At 58.5% G+C, this 21,032-nt stretch carries 22 protein-coding genes and 1 pseudogene; 13 read left to right on the forward strand and 10 right to left on the reverse strand.

Going from position 1 to position 21,032, the window contains the following annotated elements; genetic code table 11:
• The first annotated feature begins 3 nt into the window (after positions 1 to 3).
• The 11 genes from ASD12_RS25855 (at position 4) to ASD12_RS25905 (ending at position 10,863) form a co-directional block, all read left to right on the forward strand.
• Positions 4 to 2,124 (forward strand): hydantoinase/oxoprolinase family protein, encoded by a 2,121-nt coding sequence (locus tag ASD12_RS25855; protein WP_244482973.1) that lies wholly within the window; start codon positions 4 to 6, stop codon positions 2,122 to 2,124.
• Positions 2,121 to 3,671 (forward strand): hydantoinase B/oxoprolinase family protein, encoded by a 1,551-nt coding sequence (locus tag ASD12_RS25860; protein ID WP_056593142.1) that lies wholly within the window; start codon positions 2,121 to 2,123, stop codon positions 3,669 to 3,671. The genes ASD12_RS25855 and ASD12_RS25860 overlap by 4 nt, the downstream gene beginning before the upstream one ends.
• On the forward strand, positions 3,668 to 4,186 hold the full coding sequence (locus ASD12_RS25865) for a thiamine pyrophosphate-binding protein (RefSeq protein ID WP_056593144.1): 519 nt from the start codon (positions 3,668 to 3,670) through the stop codon (positions 4,184 to 4,186). Before ASD12_RS25860 ends, ASD12_RS25865 begins: the two co-directional genes overlap by 4 nt.
• Positions 4,183 to 4,794 carry a thiamine pyrophosphate-dependent enzyme gene (locus ASD12_RS25870; protein ID WP_056593146.1) on the forward strand — a complete coding sequence of 204 codons (612 nt, stop codon included), beginning with the start codon at positions 4,183 to 4,185 and terminating at the stop codon, positions 4,792 to 4,794. The genes ASD12_RS25865 and ASD12_RS25870 overlap by 4 nt, the downstream gene beginning before the upstream one ends.
• Before the next feature lie 41 nt (positions 4,795 to 4,835).
• Positions 4,836 to 6,263, forward strand: coding sequence for an aldehyde dehydrogenase family protein (locus tag ASD12_RS25875; protein ID WP_056593149.1), 1,428 nt, complete (start codon positions 4,836 to 4,838; stop codon positions 6,261 to 6,263).
• Positions 6,264 to 6,384: 121 nt separating this feature from the next.
• A complete protein-coding gene (gene ehuB, locus ASD12_RS25880; protein WP_056593155.1) occupies positions 6,385 to 7,260 on the forward strand; it encodes an ectoine/hydroxyectoine ABC transporter substrate-binding protein EhuB in 876 nt (291 codons plus the stop codon).
• 54 nt (positions 7,261 to 7,314) lie between these two features.
• A complete protein-coding gene (locus tag ASD12_RS25885; RefSeq protein ID WP_056593158.1) occupies positions 7,315 to 7,713 on the forward strand; it encodes a RidA family protein in 399 nt (132 codons plus the stop codon).
• Positions 7,714 to 7,936: 223 nt separating this feature from the next.
• Positions 7,937 to 8,551 carry an urea carboxylase-associated family protein gene (locus tag ASD12_RS25890; RefSeq protein WP_056593162.1) on the forward strand — a complete coding sequence of 205 codons (615 nt, stop codon included), beginning with the start codon at positions 7,937 to 7,939 and terminating at the stop codon, positions 8,549 to 8,551.
• On the forward strand, positions 8,548 to 9,330 hold the full coding sequence (locus tag ASD12_RS25895; RefSeq protein ID WP_056593165.1) for an amino acid ABC transporter ATP-binding protein: 783 nt from the start codon (positions 8,548 to 8,550) through the stop codon (positions 9,328 to 9,330). The genes ASD12_RS25890 and ASD12_RS25895 overlap by 4 nt, the downstream gene beginning before the upstream one ends.
• 59 nt (positions 9,331 to 9,389) lie before the next feature.
• Positions 9,390 to 10,034, forward strand: coding sequence for an amino acid ABC transporter permease (locus ASD12_RS25900; RefSeq protein ID WP_056593166.1), 645 nt, complete (start codon positions 9,390 to 9,392; stop codon positions 10,032 to 10,034).
• 28 nt (positions 10,035 to 10,062) lie between these two features.
• Positions 10,063 to 10,863 carry a transporter substrate-binding domain-containing protein gene (locus ASD12_RS25905; protein WP_027049115.1) on the forward strand — a complete coding sequence of 267 codons (801 nt, stop codon included), beginning with the start codon at positions 10,063 to 10,065 and terminating at the stop codon, positions 10,861 to 10,863.
• Positions 10,864 to 10,973: 110 nt separating this feature from the next.
• Here the strand turns inward: ASD12_RS25905 and ASD12_RS25910 are convergent, their stop codons facing one another.
• From ASD12_RS25910 to ASD12_RS25925, 5 genes and pseudogenes are all read right to left on the reverse strand, one after another.
• Positions 10,974 to 11,588, reverse strand: coding sequence for a glutathione S-transferase family protein (locus ASD12_RS25910; protein ID WP_056593169.1), 615 nt, complete (start codon positions 11,586 to 11,588; stop codon positions 10,974 to 10,976).
• Positions 11,585 to 12,373 (reverse strand): FAD-binding protein, encoded by a 789-nt coding sequence (locus tag ASD12_RS35900; protein WP_348271735.1) that lies wholly within the window; start codon positions 12,371 to 12,373, stop codon positions 11,585 to 11,587. Before ASD12_RS35900 ends, ASD12_RS25910 begins: the two co-directional genes overlap by 4 nt.
• Before the next feature lie 122 nt (positions 12,374 to 12,495).
• Positions 12,496 to 13,152, reverse strand: a pseudogene (locus tag ASD12_RS35905) (FAD-dependent oxidoreductase); the annotation flags it as partial.
• A gap of 69 nt (positions 13,153 to 13,221) precedes the next feature.
• Positions 13,222 to 13,710: a VOC family protein gene (locus ASD12_RS25920; protein ID WP_082525681.1), complete on the reverse strand. Its 489-nt coding sequence runs from the start codon at positions 13,708 to 13,710 to the stop codon at positions 13,222 to 13,224.
• Between the two features lie 18 nt (positions 13,711 to 13,728).
• Complete coding sequence (locus ASD12_RS25925; protein ID WP_056593447.1) at positions 13,729 to 14,877, reverse strand: Xaa-Pro peptidase family protein; 1,149 nt, start codon at positions 14,875 to 14,877, stop codon at positions 13,729 to 13,731.
• A 182-nt stretch (positions 14,878 to 15,059) separates the two neighbouring features.
• On the opposite strand from ASD12_RS25925, the gene ASD12_RS25930 reads away from it, so the two are divergent.
• Positions 15,060 to 15,965, forward strand: coding sequence for an NAD(P)-dependent oxidoreductase (locus tag ASD12_RS25930; protein ID WP_056593174.1), 906 nt, complete (start codon positions 15,060 to 15,062; stop codon positions 15,963 to 15,965).
• Between the two features lie 9 nt (positions 15,966 to 15,974).
• Positions 15,975 to 16,697 (forward strand): GntR family transcriptional regulator, encoded by a 723-nt coding sequence (locus ASD12_RS25935; protein ID WP_082525682.1) that lies wholly within the window; start codon positions 15,975 to 15,977, stop codon positions 16,695 to 16,697.
• A gap of 544 nt (positions 16,698 to 17,241) precedes the next feature.
• Here ASD12_RS25935 and ASD12_RS25940 read toward each other — a convergent pair.
• From ASD12_RS25940 to ASD12_RS25965, 5 genes are all read right to left on the reverse strand, one after another.
• Positions 17,242 to 17,475: a hypothetical protein gene (locus ASD12_RS25940; protein WP_156398653.1), complete on the reverse strand. Its 234-nt coding sequence runs from the start codon at positions 17,473 to 17,475 to the stop codon at positions 17,242 to 17,244.
• 747 nt (positions 17,476 to 18,222) lie between these two features.
• Positions 18,223 to 18,735: a hypothetical protein gene (locus ASD12_RS25950; RefSeq protein WP_056593183.1), complete on the reverse strand. Its 513-nt coding sequence runs from the start codon at positions 18,733 to 18,735 to the stop codon at positions 18,223 to 18,225.
• A 14-nt stretch (positions 18,736 to 18,749) separates the two neighbouring features.
• On the reverse strand, positions 18,750 to 18,932 hold the full coding sequence (locus tag ASD12_RS25955; RefSeq protein ID WP_056593187.1) for an AlpA family phage regulatory protein: 183 nt from the start codon (positions 18,930 to 18,932) through the stop codon (positions 18,750 to 18,752).
• Positions 18,933 to 19,018: 86 nt separating this feature from the next.
• Positions 19,019 to 19,675: a hypothetical protein gene (locus ASD12_RS25960; protein ID WP_156398654.1), complete on the reverse strand. Its 657-nt coding sequence runs from the start codon at positions 19,673 to 19,675 to the stop codon at positions 19,019 to 19,021.
• 28 nt (positions 19,676 to 19,703) lie between these two features.
• Complete coding sequence (locus ASD12_RS25965; RefSeq protein WP_082525683.1) at positions 19,704 to 20,912, reverse strand: site-specific integrase; 1,209 nt, start codon at positions 20,910 to 20,912, stop codon at positions 19,704 to 19,706.
• Positions 20,913 to 21,032 lie beyond the last annotated feature (120 nt).

Genomic DNA, 21,032 nt, shown 5'->3' on the forward strand with positions numbered 1-21,032 from the left:
ATCGTGAAACGCCCGTCTCCGTACCGGATGGCCGTGGATATCGGCGGCACCTTCACCGACGGCATCACCGAGGATGTCGCGCGAGGCAGGATCTGGGTCGGCAAATGTCTGACCACACCGGAAGACCCCGGCATCGGCGTGTCTGACGTCATCGATCAGATGCTGCTGCAGATGAAAGCCGCCGCCAGCGCCATTTCACCGGCAAGCATCCGTGACATCGTGCATGCCACGACCCTGGTCACCAACACGCTGATCGAGCGGCGGGGCGCGCGGGTCGCGATGATCCTGACGGCGGGCACACGAGATTTGCTCGAAATCGCCCGCGAGGTTCGCTACGACCTCTACGATCTCGATCTCGAGCTGCCGGCGCCTCTTGTCGCGCTCGACGATTGTTTCGAACTGCAAGGCCGCATCGACGCCGACGGCACGGAATTTCAGACCATCGACGGCAATGAGCTGAACGAGCTGCTTGGCAGCATTTCGACCGGCGACTACGAAGCCGTGGCGGTCTGCCTGCTTCATGCCTATGCCAATGACCGCCACGAAAAAATGGTCGAGGCCGCGCTCATCCAGCACCTGCCACGGATGCGGGTCAGCCTTTCAAGCCGCGTCGCTCCGCTGCCCCGCGAATATGAGCGTGCTTCGACAGTGGCCGCGAACGCATACGTGCAACCGCTTGTCGCTGATTATCTCAACGTGCTGCGCGGCGAGCTTGGCAGGAAAGGCATTGAGAGCAATCTCAGTGTCATGCTGTCTAGCGGCGGTTTCACCAGCGCGGAAGCCGCGGCACGCTCGCCGATCCAGCTGCTGGAGTCCGGGCCGGCTGCCGGTGTGCTGAGCGCCAACAATGCCGGCGGCAGCATCGGCGAGGCGCAACTGCTGGCCTTCGACATGGGCGGCACCACCGCCAAGGCCTGCGTCATCGCCGATGGCGAACCGGGCATCATCCATAGCTTTGAGACAGCCCGCGTCAAACGCTTCAAGAAGGGCAGCGGCCTGCCGATCCTGGTGCCTAGCATCGACCTCATCGAGATCGGCGCTGGCGGTGGCAGCATCGCCGCCATCAGCGCGCTTGGCACGCTCGCCATCGGCCCCCGCAGCGCCGGATCGGTGCCGGGGCCCGTCTGCTACGGGCGTGGCGGCGTCGAGCCGACCGTGACCGATGCCGACTTGATCCTTGGCTATCTCGATCCCCTGCGCTTCCTGGGTGGCGAGATGACACTCGACCTGGCGGCCACGCAAGACGCCCTGGCCAGACTGGGCAAAGGTCTCGGCCTGTCGGCAATGCAGACGGCATGGGGCATTTGCAGCATCGTCAACGAGAACATGGCCAATGCCGCGCGCGTCCATATCGCCGAACGCGGTTTCGATCCACGGCGCTTCGCGCTTGTCGCAACAGGTGGCGCCGGCCCGGTGCACGCTGTCGACGTCGCGCGGCGGCTGCGCATTTCGCGCATTCTGTGCCCGATGGCGGCGGGCGCGGGATCGTGCATCGGATTGCTGGCAGCAGCACCGCGCGCGGAGCGCAACCTGCCGCGCAGGGCCCCACTTTCGAACGTCGAGTGGAATGACGTCGACCAGCAACTCGACTTGCTGCGCCGGGACGCGGCAGCCGAACTTTCCTCGGCCGGAGCCGACACGGCCAATGTGGAATGGTCGCTTGTCCTCGACATGCGTTACGAAGGACAGGGGCACAATGTCGACGTCACGCTTTCCTACGAGACGATCGACGCCGGCCTTGCGGATACTATCCGCGCCTTGTTTGACCAGCGCTATTGTCATCTCTTCGGCGGCCTCGTGCCCGATGGACGGCTCGAGATCGTCAACTGGCGGCTGATCGGCACCTCACCATCGATGCTCAAGCAGTTCACCTGGGCCGATGGGCGCGCGGAGCAGATGACTGACCGGCCGAGGGGACGCCGCGACATATTCCTGCCGCTCGAAAACAATGTCGGCATGGTCGATATCTATGACCGCTACAGCCTGCCCGCCGGCACCAGGCTGCGTGGTCCCTTGATCCTCGAGGAGCGTGAGTCGACCTTTGTCGTGCCCTTCCCCTGCGATTTGCTTGTCCACCCCAATCTGACCATCGACGTGCGCCTTGACGAGGAGGTGGTGCGATGACCGAATGTATCAATCCTGTCACGCTCGAAATCGCCTGGGCTCGCCTGGTCAGCATCGTTGACGAGGCTGCCGCCACCTTCATCCGCGCCTCGTTCTCGACCTTGGCGCGCGAAGCCAACGATTTCGCCGTGGTGTTGACCGATGCCGCGGGCCGCTCGATCGCCCAATCATCGATGAGCGTGCCCTCCTTCATCGGCACGCTGCCGGCGAGCGTCAGGCACTTCATAGAGCGATTTTCCATCGCCGGCATGTCGGATGGCGATGTCTTCATCACCAACGACCCCTGGAAGGGCACCGGCCATGTCCATGACGTGACGGTCGCCACGCCGATCTTCATGGCTGGCAAGGTCATCGCGTTTGCCGCCATTACCAGCCACATGCCCGACATCGGTGGCCGCCTGCGCAGTGCCGGTGTCCGGGAAATCTATGAGGAGGGCCTGCAGATCCCCTTGCTCAAGCTGGTCGAGGCGGGACGCACAAACGAAGCGGTCGTTGCCTTCATCGAGACCAATGTGCGGGTGCCCGATGCGACCATGGGCGATATATGGAGCGAAGTAGCTGCCTGCCGCAAGGTCGCCGAACGGCTGGTGGAGGTGCTTGGCGAAGTCGGGCTTGATCTCGACGATATCAGCGCCGAAGTACGCACCCGATCCGAGCAGGCAATGCGCGGCGCCATCGCCGCCTTGCCGGATGGACGCCACGCCTACAGCCTGCTTCATGATGGCTTCGAGGACCGGGTGCGCATCGAGGCGACGGTGGCCATCGATGGCGACCGCATCCATATCGACTATACCGGAACCTCGGAGCAGTTGGCGCGAGCGGTGAATGTCGTGCCGATCTATACATTCGCCTACACCGCCTATGCGGTGAAAGCCCTGCTTTCTCCCGACATTCCCAACAATGAGGGCAGCTTCCAGCCGGTCACCACCTGGGCTCCGGAAGGCACAATCCTCAATCCGCGCTTCCCTGCCCCAGGCGGCGCGCGCAACATGATCGGACACCTGCTGCCGGCTGTGGTGATGGGAGCGCTGGCGCCGATCCTGCCGGACCGCATCTGGGCGCCGGGCGCCTCGAATTCGTCCGTCACCATCGCCGGCGAACACAACCGGCAGCGCTATGCCGGCATGTTTTTCTTCAATGGCGGCCAGGGCGCCTCCTCGCGGCACGCCGGCATGCCGACGTTGAGTTTCCCCTCCAACCTCGCCAACACGCCGATCGAGGTCATCGAACAGACGGTGCCTGTGCGCATCCTTCACCGCCGGCGCAGGCCCGGCAGCGGTGGCGCCGGCTTTCGGCGCGGCGGCGACGGTCTCGACGTGGCGTTCGAGTTTATCGGCGACGCGCCAGCGACCTGCTCCGTCATCCTGACGCGCTGGCGCATCCCGCCGCCTGGATTGAATGGCGGCGAGGCCGGCGCGATCGCAAGGCTGAGCGTGAACGGACAGACGCGCGATCCAGCCGAGCCTCTGCTGCTCCACAGAGACGACAGGGTCACGATCGAGACGGCCGGTGGTGGCGGACTCGGGGTTCAGGAGGATGTGCAATGAGCCGCTGGTATGACGTCATTGTCGATGTGCTGAAGCGGAACCAGATCCGCCTCGTCACCTACGTTCCCGACAAGGTGCTGACGCCGCTCATCAAGGCCATCGAAGCCGACGGTTATTTCACCGTTTTCGCGGTCGCGCGGGAGGAAGAGGCCGTCGGCATCGTCTGCGGCAGCTGGATGGGCGGCCTGCGCGGCATCGTGCTGATGCAGACCAGCGGCTTTGCGACGCTCGGCAATGTGCTGGCCTCGCTGGCCGTGCCCTATCAGATTCCGTTGCTGATGATCGTGTCGGAACGTGGCACGCTGGGCGAGTTCAACCAGGGACAGGCGCTGGTCTGCCGAACGATGCGGCCGTTGCTGACTTCACTGGGCATCGAGACACACACGCTGAGCCGGTCCGATGAACTCGATTTCACCGCCGACCGCACGATCAGCCAGGCCATCGCGACTCAAGCGCCAGCAGCGCTGATCCTTTCGCCCCTGCTGACGCACGCCAAACGACAGGAGCTGCAATGAGCACCAGACCAAGTCAAGGCGAGGCGGTGCAAAGCCAGTTGCTCAACCGTTTCGATCTCACTGCCAGGCTGCTGTCGAGATTAACGCGGGATGAAGCTGTGATCGGCGGCATCGGCAACACCAATTTCGACCTGTGGGCAGCCGGACGAAGGCCGCAGAATTTCTACATGCTGGGCAGCATGGGACTTGCCTTCCCAATCGCGCTGGGCGTCGCGCTGGCGCAGCCACGGCGGCGCGTCGTCGCGATAGAAGGCGACGGGTCGCTGCTGATGCAGCTTGGCTGTCTCGCCACCATTGCCGAGCGATGCCCTGCAAACCTCACGCTGCTTGTGATGGACAACGCTTCGTACCAGATCACCGGTTCGCAACCGACAGCCACGCATTACGGCGCCGACCTGGTAGCCATCGCAAAGGGTTGCGGTTTGGCCGACAGTTTCTGGGCGCACGCCACGGAAGCCTATGAGGGCCTGCTGGAGACGGCACTTAGCAGCGATCGCCCGCATCTCATTGCGGCAAGGATCGACAAGTCGCCTGGACAGGGATCAACCGATCGCGACCCCTCTTGGATCCGCGACAGTTTCATGCGTGGCCTCGGCACCCGGCAGTAGACATTTCAGCGCCCAGGCGCCCTCCAGACAAGGCAGGTCCTATGCCCGAAGCGAGAAAATTACTTCCCTTCATCGGCGGGGACTTCCACGGTGGTGGAAGCAGTTTCGAGGTCCGCGACAAATATCTCGGCAGTGTGATTGCTGAAGTCGAAACGTCGACCGCCTCGAACGTCGATCTGGCTCTGTCCCTTGCCCAGCACACGTTGCGTGCCGGTGTGCCGGTACCGTCGCGACGCTTCGAGATTCTCTCGAATGCAGCTCTGATGCTTCGCGGCCGAAGGGCCCTTTTTGCCGAGACACTGACCGCCGAGGCAGGCTTCACCCTCGCCGATGCAACGGGCGAAGTGGATCGGGCCGTGACAACGCTTAGCCTGTGCGCGGAAGAATCCCGCAACATCATTGGCGAGACGGTATCCTTCGGGGCGACGGCCGGACAGGAAGGCCGCGTTGGCTTCACCATCCGCTCAGCCATCGGCATTGTCTGCGCCATTACCCCGTTCAATTCGCCATTGAATGTGGTGCTGCACAAGATCGGGCCGGCGCTGGCCGCCGGCAATGCCGTGGTGCTGAAGCCGTCGGGCCACACGCCGATCACCGCGGTGATGATCGCGCAGCTTCTGCTCGAGGCGGGGCTGCCGCCCGGCCTCATCTCGGTGCTGCACGACATGCAAGGCGAAGCGGCACGCCTGCTGCTCGCCGACCAGCGCATCGGCTTCTACACGTTCACGGGAAGTACGCAGGTCGGACGGCTGATCCAGAATGCCGCGGGCCTGCGGCGCACACAGCTCGAGCTCGGCAGCATAGCCAGCACAATCCTTTGCGCCGATGCGCAAATCGACAGGGCGATCCCCCGGATCGCCAATGCGGCGTTTCGCAAGGCGGGCCAGGTCTGCACTTCGGTGCAGCGCCTGTATGTCCAGAGGTCACGCCACGACGAGGCGCTCGACGCGCTGGTTCGAACCGCTGCGTCGATACAGGCAGGCGATCCACGCAGTCCGGCGACGCGTGTCGGCCCGCTGATTTCGCTGGCCGCTGCCGAGCGTGTCGACTCGATGGTGAACGAAGCAGTGCTGGCCGGCGCCGTCGTCGGCTGCGGCGGCACACGCGATGGTTCCGTCTATGCGCCGACAATTCTCACCGGCGTTGCCAAAGGCGCCCGCGTGCTTGACGAGGAGATTTTCGGACCGGTCCTGTCGATCATTTCGTTCGATGAACTCGACGAAGCAGTCGATGCCGCCAACGCTACGCCGTTCGGCCTCTCCGTCGGCATCTTCAGCGGGGACGTGATGTCCGCTTTGTCCGCCGCTGCCAGGCTGCGATTTGGCTCGGTCCACATCAACGAGACGTCCAGCGCGCGGGCGGACGGCATGCCGTTCGGTGGTGTCAAGGACAGCGGCTTCGGGCGCGAGGGGCCGAAATATGCCATTCGCGAATATACCGAGGAGCGGCTTGTCACGCTCAATCCCTAAGCCCTGCCGTCAAAGGACGATGTCGCGTCGCTTGACATCGCCAACATAATTGTCAACAATAATATTGGCTAAATTGTCACCCAAGCACAATAGGCCGGAGCTCAACAATGGGAGATTGAGAATGTTGGGAATATGGTTTGGCCGAAAGGCAATTCTGGCGGGCGTTGCGGCCGCTTTCATGATTGGCGGCGCCTCGGCCCGAGCGGAAACGACACTCGAGAAAATCAAATCACGAGGCGTTATCCGGATCGCCTTCACCAATGAAGCGCCCTTTGCATACGCGCAACCCGACGGCGAACTGACGGGGGTCGTCATCGAGGTGCTTCACCACGTCTTCGATGATATGGGGGTGAAGGATTTCGACGGTGGCCTCACCACGTTCGGCGGCCTCATTCCGGGCCTGAAGGCCGGCCGTTTCGATCTCGTCACATCGTCGATCTACATCAAGCCCGACCGGTGCAAGCAGGTGGCTTTTGTCGAGCCGCTCTACGTTCTGGGCGATGGCATCGCGGTGAAGGCCGGCAACCCACGCAAGATCCATAGCTATACCGACGTGGCCCGGGACCCGGCGATCAAGCTCGCCTATACGGTGGGTGGCACGGGCATTACTGACAATGCCAAGGCGATGGGCGTGAAAGCCGACCAGCTTGTGGCCGTACCCGATGACCACAGCGGTTATGCCGCCGTTCAGGCAGGCCGGGTTGACGGCTTCGCCAATCCGGCGGTCATCCTCGAAACCGAACTTCGCGCGCTGAAGGATCCCGAGGTCGAACGCGCATCTCCCTTCGAGCAACCCGTTGAAGACGGCAAGCCGCGCTACGGTTTTGCCAGCTTTGCGGTGCGGCTGGAGGATCAGGATCTGCTGGCGGAACTCAACAAGAAGCTGGCGACATTCCGCACCACGCCGGAGTTCACCGCCATCATGAACAAGTATGGCTTCACCAAGGACGACATGGTCCCAAAAGGTGTGACCACCGCGAAGATTTGCGCCGGCTGACCAGACGCGGACGACGACCGTCTTTCACGCAATCGATTCCCAGAGAGCAACACGATGTCGGGCCTGAAAGCCATTTCTCCAGCCAGCCTTGCCGCGCCCCTTCGGCGCTACAGCACCGCCATCGAAGTGCCGGCGGGCGCGCGCTACCTTTTCGTCTCCGGACAGGTCGGCCTCGATGAGGACGACAGGGTGCCGGAGAGCGCCGAGACGCAGGCGGAAATCTGCTTTGAGAAAATCCGTGTCATCCTAGCCGAAGCCGGCATGGACTTCTCCAACATCATTCGCCTTGGCGCCTTTGTGACCGACCGGGAATATCGCGAGGACTATATGCGGGTTCGCGACAAATATGTCAGCGACCCGCCGCCGACATCGACCTTGTTCGTCATAACCGGCTTCTCCCGGCCACTGCTCAAGATGGAGATCGAGTGCGTCGCGGCGAAGGTAGATGGCTGAGCTCCGGCGATTGGTGAACGCTCGTTTTGGCTGGCCACCACGATGCCTTCGGGCGCACGTCCGGGTAAAGCAGAGCTCGGCCAAGGCGCTATAGATAACAATATTGTCAACAATGTTGTTATGATATTAGAGCCTCTTGTCGTGATTAAGAGGGTGCACCGGGCCGCAGTTCATCGACCTGCAGGGTACTTAGCTGAGATTTCACTCATTGGGAGAATGCGTTTTGACAACACTCGGACTTGTTCCCGCAAAGCAGGGAAAGGCGGTTTTCCTCCGCAAGGGAGAGACCATCGAGATCATCAACACCCATGGAAACCAGGTTCTGGACACATGGGCGTTCAACGCGCACGACGTTACCGAACATATGTCGATGGAGCACACCCGTTCGGTTAACAGCTCCATCTACGCCAATGCCGGAGATGTGTTCTCAAGCAACCGCCGGCGGCCGATGCTAAAGTTCAGGAAAGACACCTCGCCAGGCAAGCACGACATGCTTCTGTGTGCCTGCAACAAGGAGCTGTACACCGAACTTGGCTGCACGGAGTACCACCGGAATTGTGAAGACAATCTGCGGGAGGCGCTGAAGGAATTCTACTTGGCACCACCATCGACGCCGTCGCCGTTCAACCTTTTCATGAATGTCGTCACAGGCGCCAATGGCGAGATCCTGAGAAGTACGCCAGCGTCCAAGGCCGGTGACAGCGTCGAACTGGTTGCCGAAATGGATTTGCTGATGGTGTTCTCCAGCTGTCCGCAAGACATCAAGCCGGTGAACGGTCCCGCCTGCACACCAAGCGACATGCACTACCGGGTCCTGGCGCCAGGCACGTCGGCATGATCCCCCTGCTGCAGATCCGGAACCTGCGAAAGGCCTATGGTCCGCTTGAAGTGCTGCATGGCATATCGCTGGATGTCGCCGCCGGCGAGGTCGTGGCGATCATCGGCGCCAGCGGCTCCGGCAAGAGCACATTTCTCAGGTGTCTGAACCTGCTCGAAATTCCGACCAGCGGCGAATTCATCTTTGACGGAACCAGCGTCGACTACAAGGAGGACGGCATCAATTGGGGTCGCGAGAAGCGCCTGCGTTGGCTTCGCTCGCAGATCGGCATCGTCTTCCAGAGCTTTAATCTGTGGCCGCACAAGACGGTGCTCGAAAACATCATCGAGGCGCCGATCACGGTCAAGAAGACCCCGCGCAAGCAAGCCATCGAAGAGGCCGAGGACCTTCTGCAACGGATAGGGCTCGCGCAAAAGCGTGATGAGTATCCTTCCCGGCTTTCCGGTGGCCAGCAGCAGAGGGTCGCCATCGTTCGTTCGCTGGCGATGAAGCCGAAGCTCATGCTGTTCGACGAGGTCACCTCATCGCTTGACCCACAACTGGTCGGCGAGGTCCTCGGGTTGATGGCAAGCCTTGCCCGGCAAGGGATGACCATGCTTGCCGTCACCCACGAAATCGCCTTCGCGAGGTCAGTGAGCACGCGAACCATCTTTGTGGATGGCGGCCTTATCGCCGAGGAAGGCCCATCGGAGATGGTGCTGAACAATCCGCAGCTCCCGCGCACCAGACAGTTTCTCAATCGTGCGCTCAGCGAACCGCATGCCGCGACCGTGATCTGACCCAGTCGCCGATGCCGCACGCAGATGCGGCGGACCAATGCCTCCGGAGATCGAAGCCGATGACCTCCCTGCTCGAATACCTGCCCGGTTTTGTCTACGCTTCATGGCTGACCTTACAGGTCACGGGCCTGGTTATCTTGGTGAGTTGGGTCTCCGGCCTTGTCGCCGCGTTCGGCAAGAGATCGCGCTGGATGCTCCTGCGCATACCAAGCCAATTCTACGTCTGGTCCGTGCGCGGCACTCCGGCACTGGTCCAGGTCTTCGTCGTCTATTTCGGCCTCCCTCAGCTCGGCATCAACATGTCGCCTCTCGTGGCTGGCGTGATCACGCTCGGCCTGAACAGCGGCGCTTATGTCGCCGAGATCATCCGCGGCGGCCTGATGGCGATCCCGAAAGGCCAGTACGAGTCGCCGATCGCTCTCGGGCTCAGCCATTTCCAGTCGATGCGACGGATCATTCTCCCGCAGGTCTCGCGGATTATTCTACCCTCTCTTACAAATGAAGCCATTTCAACTCTGAAGAATACATCTCTTCTTTCCTCCATTACCGTCGTCGAGCTTACGTTTCACGCACAGATAGTCATCGCAAGAACATTTCAGCCGTTCCATTTCTATATCATGGCCGCCGTATTCTATTTGGCCATGACCACCGTTCTAACCCAGCTCTCCGCATTTCTGGAGAGACGCAACGCCACCAACAGCTAGATACCACACAAGAAAAGGCAGGGAACTCATGAGCATTTTCAACAGACTGAAGACGTGCATAGTCGCATTGCCCCTCCTGTTTGCCGTTCACGTCGACAAGACGTTCGCCGGCGATCAACTGGAGCTGATCACACCGGGCGAGCTTACAGTGGCCACTGAGGGCACCTACCCTCCCTTCAGCATGCAGAATGACAAAGGCGAACTTGACGGGATCGACGTGCGACTGATGCGTGAGATCGCACGGCGACTCGGCCTTGAATACAAGCCGGTGTTGTTGAAGTTCGATTCTCTTCTGATCGGGCTTGAAGCCGATCAGTTCGACGTCATCGGCTCGCCGCTCGACATGACAGATCAGAGACGGGAGAAGGTTACGTTTTCCGACGCGTGGATCGAGTCAGGGTCAAGCCTTGTGGTTCAGCAGGACTCGCCGATAAAATCGCCGGCCGAAATTGCCGGGAAGACCATAGGCGTGCTGGCTGCTTCAACATGGGCGGATCAGGGAGCGCAGCTCAAGGGTGAAATTAAGACCTACAAATCCGTCACTGATGCCCTTCAGGATCTGGTCAACGGAAACATTGACGCGGTTGTCAATGACCGCATCTCGACCGGCTACAGCATCAAGAAATCAGGCCTGCCGCTTCGCATCATCGAGCCGCCGCTCACCCAGGCGCAAAAGGCCTGGTCGATCAAGAAAGGCAAGCCTGCATTGGTAAAGGCCATCAACAAGACGATCGCCGAGATCATCGCCGATGGAACCTACGAGAAGCTGACGTCCGATTACATCGGTTTCAATGCGGCGCCGAAGAATCCGATCCGAAGCAATCTCTGATCTGGCGCGTCACGTTTTAGATTACATCCGGGGTGGTGAGCAATCGCCACCCCCACTCAGATCGGCAAGGCGCATTTCGCCTGAATACCGACTCCTGCTGGCAGCTGAGGCTAACGCTTCGGAAGAGCCGTCTTTTCCATCGACGGGCGTATCGCGAAACGCTCATGGAATGCGGCGAGGCCCGGCCTTTGGTCGCGCCATGCCCAATGGCCAAAGCGATAATCCAGATAGCTGAGAACCACTGCCACGGCGATCGAGCCGACGGTCGTCTCGCCAAGCTCACTTGCCCAGCTCCGCTCCAGCGCATCCAACGCCGTGTCGATCCGCAGTTGCAGACGGTCCAACCAGGCTTGCCAATGCAGCGCCTGCGGGCGCTGCGCGATCTCGTTGCGGTAGCTGACGGCCGCATCTGCAATGCCTTGGCCGATAGCCTGCAAAGTGAGCACGCGGAAACGGGCTGGGCCTTCTGTCGGAAGTAAGGCGCGGTTGTCCGAAACGTGGCAGATATAGTCGACGATGACACGCGAATCGTGAAGCACGTGGCCATCGTCTGTCACCAGAACCGGGATCTGCGCGATCGGCGACAGCCTTGCCAGCGGCTCATTGGCCGTCGCTATCCTGACGTCGGTTGCAACCAGTTCAAGCCTGTCGCCGATGCCGGTCTCGTGCCCGGTGACCAAGCATATGCGTACGTAGGGCGAGACGATATCGCCATGGATTTTCATGCGATCTCCAGCCCCGGCGAGGTCTTTGCGGCCGAGGCCGTGGACAGCGCTTCGCGTCCGGCGGCGGCACCAGCAATTTTTCCAAAAACGGCTCCATTGGTCAGTCCGGTGCCGCCTGGGTAGTTGAAATAGAAGATGCCGCCGACCATTTCGCCTGCCGCATAGAGACCGGCGACCGGAACACCACCAACATCCAGGACACGCGCCTGCTGGTCGATCTTCACGCCCCCGAACGTAAAGGTAATGCCACAGGTCACGGCGTAGGCTTCGAATGGAGGCTCATCGATTGTGTTTGCCCAGTTGGTTTTCTCCACCCGCAGGCCTTTCGTTGCCCGACCATCCTTCACGGTGGGATTGAAAGGCACCGATGTCTGAACCGCGGCATTGTAGCTTTTGATTTCACCCAGCGCCCTTGTAGCCTCGACATCATCAAGCCTTGCGACCAGCTCTTCCAGGGTGGCGGCAGTCACCTTGGTGACCTGCTTGATCCGGTACTCATCACGAAGCAGGTGCGTGACCTTGCTGTCAAATATCTGCCAGGCAAACTGGCCCGGTTGCTCGAGGATTACCCTTCCATACTTGGCGTAGGTATAGTTTCGGAAGTCGGCCCCTTCGTCGACAAAACGCTCACCCCGAGCGTTGATCATAATACCGAACGGGTAGCTATGCTTCTGAAAGCCGTCACCGACTGCGAGGTCACCATATTCAGGCGCATTGCGTTCCCAACCGACAGCGTGGCAGCCGGACCAATTGCCGGCTGCCAACGCGCCGACGTCGAGAGCCATCCGCAAACCGTCACCCTGATTAAAGCGCGAGCCTCTACCTTGGCCAAATCCCACCCTGGCCCAAGATAGCGCGTTCGCCACTCGGTGTTTGCCTCAAAGCCGCCAGCGGCAAGTACCACCGCCGAAGCCCGGTACTTAATGCGTCTGCCGGCTGTCGTTGCGACGACACCGCAAACTCGGCCATCCTCCAGGATCAATTGTGTTGCACGACGATCGTATTCGACATCAACATTTTCCCTTGCGGCTGCCGCGAACAACGACTCGATAAGGCCAGGACCGCCACCCCACGCCTCGACGGTCAAGCCGCCCCAGAACTTGAACTTGCCATCGACTTTGAAAGCCTGGCGGCCGTACATCGGGGCAAAACGGACTCCTTTGCTTCGCATCCAACACATGGTTTCGAAGCTTTTCTCAATGAGAATTTCGGCAAGGTCGGGGTCCGTCCGGTACTGCGTTACACGGCCCAGATCGTCGAGGAATTGCTCGCGCGTGTAAGCGCCAAAATCTGTCCGGGAAATGTCCTTATCCGTCAGTTCTGGGATCAGTGCCTGCAGATCGGATATGCCGCGATAGACGACCCGCATCGCACCGGCCGTGAAACGGGTGTTGCCGCCGCGCTCCGCCTCTGGAGCGCTTTCAAGCACAAGCACATTGGCGCCCTGTTCACGCGCGGACAGCGCCGCACACAGCGCCGCGTTCCCGGCACCAATGACGATAACGTCGTGGACAATAGCTGGACCCTCGCGGCCCGGCACGGCGCGATATATTGGACTTTTCATGTCAGCTTATCCGTGTTGTGTTGCAGTAGGCAGCAAGTTCGCAGCGCGAGCAGCGATACTTCAGTCCAATCATGCCTCATCGGATTGGAGTGATTGTTTTGTCCTTTCGCTGTACGGATTTTGCCTCACCGTCAGGTTTATGCCGATGGTGTCGGCGGTATCGAAATAGGTGAAACCCCATCCGTCTTCGTGGCGGCCCTTCTGCTGGACCTCAAGCCCAAGTTCCTTGCCCTTGGCCTCGGCCGCATCAACATCATCCACGAGAAAGCCGACGCTGTAGACTCCTTCGCCGTGGATATCCAGAAAGGTCTTATGTCGGCTCGCGCGATCATCCTTTGGCGACATGAACTGCAGATCGACATCATTGATCCTCGCGAACTTGTAGTGGATCGACGCAAGCGTTTCAGCGTCGTTGCCCTCGAGAACGGTGTATCGTCCGGGGTGGTCGTAGTCGACAAGGGGAATGCCTATCGACCGCATGAAAGCCTCCACCTTTTCCATGTCACGAACGACGACGTGGATGTGATGAATTCGAGTAAAGGGATATTGTGAGGCCATCGAATGATCTCGACTGCTCTAGCTTTCGGTTGCGAACGTGATTGGAGACTTGCCAAGCCTCTCGCTGCCGGATTCGGTGACCAGGAATGTCTCGCCTGGCACAGCGCTTACACCTCTATCGGTTATGGGCAGGAACATGAAGAACACCATTCCGGGCTCGGCGATTACCGGATTGTCGCGATAGAGCATGGGCCAATCCATCCAGTTCGGAGAAAAGGTCGTGCCCAGGCTGTAGCCGCAGGCGTTTAGATTGTTCTCCGTGAATCCGGCTTTCTCGATCGTCGAGATATAGGCGTTGAACACATTTCCAACTGGTTCGCCGGGCCGTAGAGCGTTGGAACTCGCCTCCAGTGCGTCCATCGCGTGTTTATGCACCTCGGCCTGACGGGGAGTCGCCTTGCCAATGGTGACGACACGCATCAAACATGAATGATAGTGCCGATAGACCCCCGCGAATTCGAGCGCCAACTGTTCTCCGGCGGCAACATTTCGGCGGCCGGACGTGTACCTCCCGAGATGCGCTGCCGGACCCGATCCGATGATGAATTCGTTGCCCGAATAGTCGCCGTCACCCTTGAATATTTCGCCCTGAATAGCCGCCAGAATATCGCCCTCAAAGGCGTCTGGTTTAGCCAGCTTGAGACCCTCCGCCAACGCCAGGTCAGCAAGCTCGGCGGCCTTGCGGACATAGACGATTTCAGCGGGCCTTTTGACCACCCGCTGGCGCGTTATTAGCAACGAGGCATCATCGAGACGGCAGAACCCCTCTAGGGCGGATGAAAGCCTGCGGCCGTTTTGGGCAGTCAAACCATAGGCATCCCACTCGACACCGAGACGGCGGCCAGCGCAGCCGTGCTCACGCAGTATCTCCTTGAGGTCCTTCGTCGGTTCGGCGTCCGGACCGTCGGCCCAGATACGGATGTCCTCGATGTTGGAGGTAAAGCGGGCAGCCCGGGCATCGGGCGCGCGCGTCAGCAGCGTCATTCGCCCGTCGGCCCCCAGAAAAAGGCACTGGAAAAAGACATATCCAAACGTGTCGTAGCCAGTCAGGTAGTACATACTTTCCTGACGAAACAACAGCATGCCGTCCAGTCCCTCACGGTCCATTCGCGCAAGGGTCTCGTCCTTGCGTTTCGCAAATTCCTGGTCTGTGAAATGCAGCGGCACTCGATCCTCCAGCATAATCGGCTGCAGCCATAGAACATCCTGTCGGCAATTTTGTCAACAATTTATCTCGGGATATCTCGCAGAGCGTGTCATACCCAGGGCGATGATCGAATTGACATTTCGCGAATATTGACGACAATAATGTCGTCTCAATTGACAGTGATCGGCATCGAAAGAATCACATGAGTGGCACCATCTGCATCATCGGCTTCGGCGAGGCGGGGACGGTGTTTGCCAGCGAACTGGCGTCACTGACGCACGTTCGCGTCTATGATATCCTCAGACACGCCGCTGAGTTCAATTCAAGCCTTGCCAGTTTTCAGAAGCAAGGAATTGAATTCCCCGTGTCCGCAGCGCAGGCAGGTGATGGCGCGAAGCTGATCGTCTCGCTGGTAACCGCCTCTTCCTCGCTGGATGTTGCGCGCGAGGCCGAGGCATATCTGCAGCCTGGGCAAGTCCTCCTAGACCTGAATTCTGTGTCGCCCGGTACCAAGAAGGCAAGTGCCGTAATCGTCGAGCGGACAGGAGCGATCTATGTCGACGGCGCTGTGATGGCGCCCGTACAACCGCGTGGACTTGCCGTACCGATCCTGCTCGCGGGAAAAGGTTCCGCATTGGCGGTGGACCTGTTGGCTGGTTTCGGCATGAACCTCGAAATCGTAGCGGACGAGGTTGGCGTAGCCTCAGCCACCAAAATGTGTCGGAGTGTGATCATAAAGGGCATCGAAGCTCTGTGCTCGGAAGCATTTCTGGCCGCCCGCGCCTATGGTGTCGAGAGCCGCGTGCTGTCCTCCTTGCATGATACGTTTCCGGGTATCGACTGGCCGCGCTTCGCAGGCTACCAAGTGGGCAGATCACTCGTTCATGGAAGGCGGCGGGCCGCCGAGATGCGTGAGGTGTCGACCACCATGAGAGAGGCCGGCATTGCTCCGCTCATGTCCTCGGCCACCGCATTACGGCAGGATTGGGCTGCGGACTTGTCTGATTCCAACCCGGATCTGAAGGCTAGGCGGGATGATGAGTGGCTGGATACGCTGGACTTGATGTTGGCGATTGGCTCTCGCAATGACAGAACTTCCGATTTTTAGTAAAAGGCGATGGTCATTCGTCAAACGGTCTTTTCCGTTGAAGAATTGCGGCAGGAAACGAGGGACAAAGTGGCAAGAATAACTAAGGAGAAGGCCGATCCCACGGCCACATTGCGCAAGGCTATCGAAAGCGGTCACTTCTTACCGAGCCAACGCCTCGTCGAAGCCGAACTTGCAACATGGCTAAACACCAATCGCTCGATCGTGAAACTCGCGCTGGGCAAACTTGAACAGGAGGGACTGGTCGTCTCCGAGCCCAATCGTGGTGCTCGAGTGCGCGTGATTAGCGAGCAAGAGGCGCTGGAGATCCTTCAGGTGCGCGCGTCCCTCGAATCGCTGATCGCGAGACAGGCCGCGATCAAGTCGACTTCTACAGATCACAAGCGCCTGCGAGAGATCTTACAGAGTCTGCGAAGCGCGATTGATAAGGAGGATTTCACGACCTATTCCAGCCTGAACGGCCAGCTTCATGCCGAAATACGCAAGATCTCCGCCCATGCCACCGCAAGCCGGCTGCTTTCGACACTGAATTCGCAGATCGTCCGCTACCAGTTCCGAACGGTCCTGTTCCCGGGCAGGATCCATCAATCGATCCGCGAACACGCTGAAATCGTAGAGGCCATCTGCGCACGCGACGCGGACCGCGCCGAAAGGGCGATGCGGGATCATCTGGCAAATGTAACCGATACGCTCAGCAAGAGCCTTGCCGCCTTGGCACAGCACGCTGTTTGATTGCACACGAGAACGAAAGGCGGCAACTTATGAGCCGGCGCTGCACCCGGACTATGGAGCCTGAAAGGCCCAACGAACCTTCAGTGGCTTGCCCGTCGTATAGGCGAGAGTCTGCCGATATGTTGACCCCGACCGAGTTGGAGGCCCTCCGCCAAAAGTCGGAAGAGACCGCACGCTTCGCACAAGCGGCATTCGCTCATCTTCGTAGACAACCAAAATCTTAGAAAACTTCCGCATATCACCCCGATCAAACCGCTATCATTCTTGGAATACAAGAAGGGGGTTCCACCTCGTAGATTTCTGCAATCCCAACGCCGCAATCTCGGAAAAATGACACTTGCTAGCCCATCGAACGAGAAAAAAGGCGGACCCGATACGGTTCGAACCACCAGCGAGCGAGCCGAAAAAAACGAATGATTTTCAGGTCAACATTAGTCAACAATCTGGCTGACCGCGGGACGTATCCAACGGACGCCAGATAGATCCGGCCCATTCCGAAATTCCACCCATTTTGTGTACCGCATTTCAGCACCGATTTTGTTGACTACAGGTTGGAGGCATGGACCACCTCCGACAGGACATTCAGAGGTACTTCCATCGAAGCGCGATATTGGCCGTCGGTTAGTATCGACCAAGGTAATCCTAGGCGCGGGCCTGCTTCGCGCTCCACGCTGTGCAGTTCATTCTCGTCGAACGCGCCATCGTCGACCGAGTTCTCAAAGACCGGTAGGTTCTCGGGCTGATATAGCTGCGCACGGCGATCAAGCGCCTGTAGCATGACCCTAACTTCGTCCATCTCTACGCCACTGGCATACACCCCGCTAAAGGCTGCGCGACATCCTGGCCGGCATTATCGAGTCGAGCGGCAGCATCAAGTTCAGAGAGTCGCTGCCAGGCGAAGTGAATGCCATTCATCACGTTCTCGACCAAGCAGGGCTTGAGGCCCCCAAATATGGCGCACTTGGAAGAATGAGATTTTATAGGCCATTCAACGAAAAAGGTGGCAAAAACCGATGCGGCTACACCATCAATCAGCAAGCGGAAAAAAATAGATTTTCAAGTTAGCATTTGTTAGCAAAACGGGTGACCGCGTGGCTGATCCAAAGGGCGCCAGATAGATCCGGCCCATTCCGAAATCCGAACTATTTTATGCACCGCATTTTAGCGCAGGTTTCGTTGCACTTTTCAGACTGGGGGCATGGACGTCCAAGAGGAGGTTCTGAGGTCCAAAAACGTCTATCGAAGCGCATTGTTGGCCGTCGGCTGGTCAGCGTCATATAATTTGGCCATTTCGGGGATCGCTAGTCGGTCATCCGGCCCTCATCGCTAGATCTGAAGCGAATGGCCTAACCCCAATAGCTGGGGGCGCCTTCTTCAAAGCCTATAAAGTGGCCGGAAGTCTCGGTTTTGGTTTTGGTCTGGTCTAGGTATGTCCACACCTTCTCAAAGCGAATATTTCACGCGGAACACCGTGTCGACACGGTGCCCACACGGTGTTCCGATATCGTGAAGTAAGCTATCAGCCTCAGCGCCTTCCGCTCTTTTCAAGGATGCGTTGGAGTCGATGGCCGTCTCCCATTTCGATTTGCTCGGCGGTTCTTTTTAAGTCACGATCCGCTTTCTTTTTGGCTTCCCTCGCCATCCTTAGCGCGTCAGCCTCTGCGAAAAACGAAGCCACCTTTTCGCGCAACCTCTCGCTTTTGACCTGTTCAATAAGCCGAAGCGTCCCGGTGCTGTGGCTACAATTCATTGGCGGATTATGCTTGAACCAGCCTTCGATCATGAGGAAATTGTGCTCACTGTCAAAGTCAATCATCTGCGCGCTTATAAGCATTGTGCGGTTCTGATGATATGTGGCCAGCTGGAAGCCAAGATCGTCGACGGCATAAGCATCTTTGAGACGGTAGACGCCACAGGAGTTCACATGCTCGTTTGTCGCGTAGTAGATGAACTGAAGCTTCGCATCATTTTCTAAGCTAAGAAATCGACGCGACGTCCAGATCGCCGGGGAAATTTTACTGAAGTCTCGGGCACTCATCCAAGGCGCCTTAACTAGACGTTGCGAGGGAGACGGGAATTGTGATCGTCGATTTCCGTCTTGCGCCAGCCAACGCTGCGCTTGCCCAGCTTGTATGACCGCGGGAAAGCTCCGGCATCCATCATCGCATAGATGGTTGAACGTGACAGACCGATGATGGCCTTCACCTGGGGAAGGCGGAGGTAGTTTTCAGACATTTCAAGACCTTTCGGGTTGTCCTTGTAACAACTCGAAACTGCCCATTCTCAATGGCGCAATCGAACTTTTTGTTCGCCTGAGGTTGTTAAGTTCGAACAAACAGGGTGTTCCAAGATTGCAAGTCCGGTATCTCGTCCCGACCATTCCAGACGTTAGCTACCCCGTCATACGTGATGATGTTACCCAGTCCCCGCCAAGCCGCCGCTATCACATCACACGCTGACTTGGCTGGTTCGGTGGCCTTATTCCGAGTGGGGTTGAACCCCACCTTTATCAAACGTTTGATTTCCCCTACCATGAATGTGTCTCTAACCAAGTTCTTATAGCGTGATTGACCGCTGTCTTTCGGCGGCTCGGAGAGAAGTCCAGCAACGAATCCGGAGCGCCAAGCCCTGAGGCGGGTTGAAGACTCAACATTTGTTTCAATTTGGGCAATGAACCTAACCGCCTGAAAAATGTCGTACGATTGGTCCGAAAGCTCAATCATTTTTTCGATAGATGCTTCATCCCATTCGCCTGGGCCAAGGTGCTTCGGCTTGTAGCGTTCTGCCTCGACGCTTCCGACAATTAGGTGGAGATGATTTTTTTCATGTGCAATTATTTGACCTAAGCGCAGTGTGGAAATCTCGACGGCAACGTCAAAAGGAATCGTCCCCCTATATTCGTCAAAGACACAGGCATACAAATTCTCTTGCGTCCTCCTCATTTCTAATCTGTTTGCAAATTCCAAGAGGACGTCCAATGTATACTCCATAAAAAGTGTATAATATTTATTTTCCGATGTACTTTGCCCACTCGTCCATCATCGAACGGCGCTTTTCAAAAAGGTCGCTGCGGGCATATGCGCGCTCCGCCGCATCCTTCACCGAATGCGCAAGCGCCGCCTCAGCGACCTCTCGCGGAAAATCCGTGAGATCTTGTGCCCAGGTACGGAAGCTTGTCCGGAACCCGTGAATATCGACGTCGAACCCTAACTCCTTGATCAATTTTGATAGCGTCATGTCCGAGAGCGGCTTGCCATCCTTGTTTCCCGGAAAGACAAAATCCGACGAAGGCTGGAGTTCTTGGCAATGTCGAACGATCCTCGCGGCGCGCGAGCACAGTGGTACCCGATGAAGCCGTTTCATCTTCATCCGCGCAGCCGGTATCTCCCAGGTTCCGACAGTTTCACTGTCGTCACTACTCAGATAGAAGCTGAATTCGTCCCACCTCGCCCCGCGAGTTTCGCCAGAGCGACTCGCTGTGAGGACAAGAAACTCGATTGCGAGTTTCGTGAATATCGATGCGCGTGAGGATTTCACAGCGGCTAAGCATGCGGCAACCTCGGTGTATTTTAGAGCTTTGCGATGAGAGACAATTTTCTCTACTTTCGGCAGCGCTAGGGCCTCTGCAGTTGCAGGATTGTCTTGACGAAGACCCTCAGCGATAGCCCATCGGAACACGGAAGCCACGCGGATCGCCAGCTTACGTGCGGCCTCGGGAGTTTTCTTGCGTACGCCGAGGATCAGTTGCCTAATATCTGCACTCGTAACTTCTGAAACCGGAACACTGCCAAAACGCGGGAATGCATGGGTTTGCAGTGTCGAAAGGAACGCCGCTCGATCCTTCGGGTTTTTCCACGTAGGTGAAAGCTCCTTGTGAACTTTCCCAGCCGCCTCCTCGAAGCTGAGCATAGCTTTAGATCTGCGCCTGTCCGACAGGGGATCCCCACCTGATCGGGCGAGTTTGCGATTCACCAGTGCTAGTTCGCGCGCTTCTGCAAGCGAGACAAGCGAGGGGTTTCCGATCCCAATTTCATGTCTCCTGCCTCTGATTGTCAGGCGCTGAAACCAGTATTTCGCTCCGCCGGCGCCAACCCTTAGGATCAGTCCGTGGCCGTCGAAATATTTTCCTGGCAATGAGACCTGCCGGACGAACGCAGCCGACAGAACATTTTGGCCGCGTCTGACGCGCGCAACTGAATTCAAAGGAAATGTCAAAGGCGTTCCTATTCATCCACCGAAATGTCCACCCTTTTTGTTAGGATGAGCGCGCACCTAGCTGGAACTGCCTAGACCTTGTAGCGCAGAAATTTCAATTTAAACAAGGGTTTTACGGAA

This window comes from Mesorhizobium sp. Root102 (assembly GCF_001425625.1).
GTDB lineage: Bacteria > Pseudomonadota > Alphaproteobacteria > Rhizobiales > Rhizobiaceae > Mesorhizobium.

Bases quoted from the DNA above. Each gene is read 5' to 3' on its own strand.
- ASD12_RS35900 (WP_348271735.1), bottom strand. From the start codon at position 12,373: ATGGCTCTCGACGTCGGCGCGTTGGCAGCCGGCAATTGGTCCGGCTGC.
- ehuB (WP_056593155.1), top strand. From the start codon at position 6,385: ATGTTGGGAATATGGTTTGGCCGAAAGGCAATTCTGGCGGGCGTTGCG.
- ASD12_RS25875 (WP_056593149.1), top strand. From the start codon at position 4,836: ATGCCCGAAGCGAGAAAATTACTTCCCTTCATCGGCGGGGACTTCCAC.
- ASD12_RS25930 (WP_056593174.1), top strand. From the start codon at position 15,060: ATGAGTGGCACCATCTGCATCATCGGCTTCGGCGAGGCGGGGACGGTG.
- ASD12_RS25910 (WP_056593169.1), bottom strand. From the start codon at position 11,588: ATGAAAATCCATGGCGATATCGTCTCGCCCTACGTACGCATATGCTTG.
- ASD12_RS25935 (WP_082525682.1), top strand. From the start codon at position 15,975: ATGGTCATTCGTCAAACGGTCTTTTCCGTTGAAGAATTGCGGCAGGAA.
- ASD12_RS25905 (WP_027049115.1), top strand. From the start codon at position 10,063: ATGAGCATTTTCAACAGACTGAAGACGTGCATAGTCGCATTGCCCCTC.
- ASD12_RS25865 (WP_056593144.1), top strand. From the start codon at position 3,668: ATGAGCCGCTGGTATGACGTCATTGTCGATGTGCTGAAGCGGAACCAG.
- ASD12_RS25900 (WP_056593166.1), top strand. From the start codon at position 9,390: ATGACCTCCCTGCTCGAATACCTGCCCGGTTTTGTCTACGCTTCATGG.
- ASD12_RS25870 (WP_056593146.1), top strand. From the start codon at position 4,183: ATGAGCACCAGACCAAGTCAAGGCGAGGCGGTGCAAAGCCAGTTGCTC.
- ASD12_RS25955 (WP_056593187.1), bottom strand. From the start codon at position 18,932: ATGTCTGAAAACTACCTCCGCCTTCCCCAGGTGAAGGCCATCATCGGT.
- ASD12_RS25885 (WP_056593158.1), top strand. From the start codon at position 7,315: ATGTCGGGCCTGAAAGCCATTTCTCCAGCCAGCCTTGCCGCGCCCCTT.
- ASD12_RS25895 (WP_056593165.1), top strand. From the start codon at position 8,548: ATGATCCCCCTGCTGCAGATCCGGAACCTGCGAAAGGCCTATGGTCCG.
- ASD12_RS25950 (WP_056593183.1), bottom strand. From the start codon at position 18,735: ATGAGTGCCCGAGACTTCAGTAAAATTTCCCCGGCGATCTGGACGTCG.
- ASD12_RS25920 (WP_082525681.1), bottom strand. From the start codon at position 13,710: ATGGCCTCACAATATCCCTTTACTCGAATTCATCACATCCACGTCGTC.
- ASD12_RS25860 (WP_056593142.1), top strand. From the start codon at position 2,121: ATGACCGAATGTATCAATCCTGTCACGCTCGAAATCGCCTGGGCTCGC.
- ASD12_RS25940 (WP_156398653.1), bottom strand. From the start codon at position 17,475: ATGCTACAGGCGCTTGATCGCCGTGCGCAGCTATATCAGCCCGAGAAC.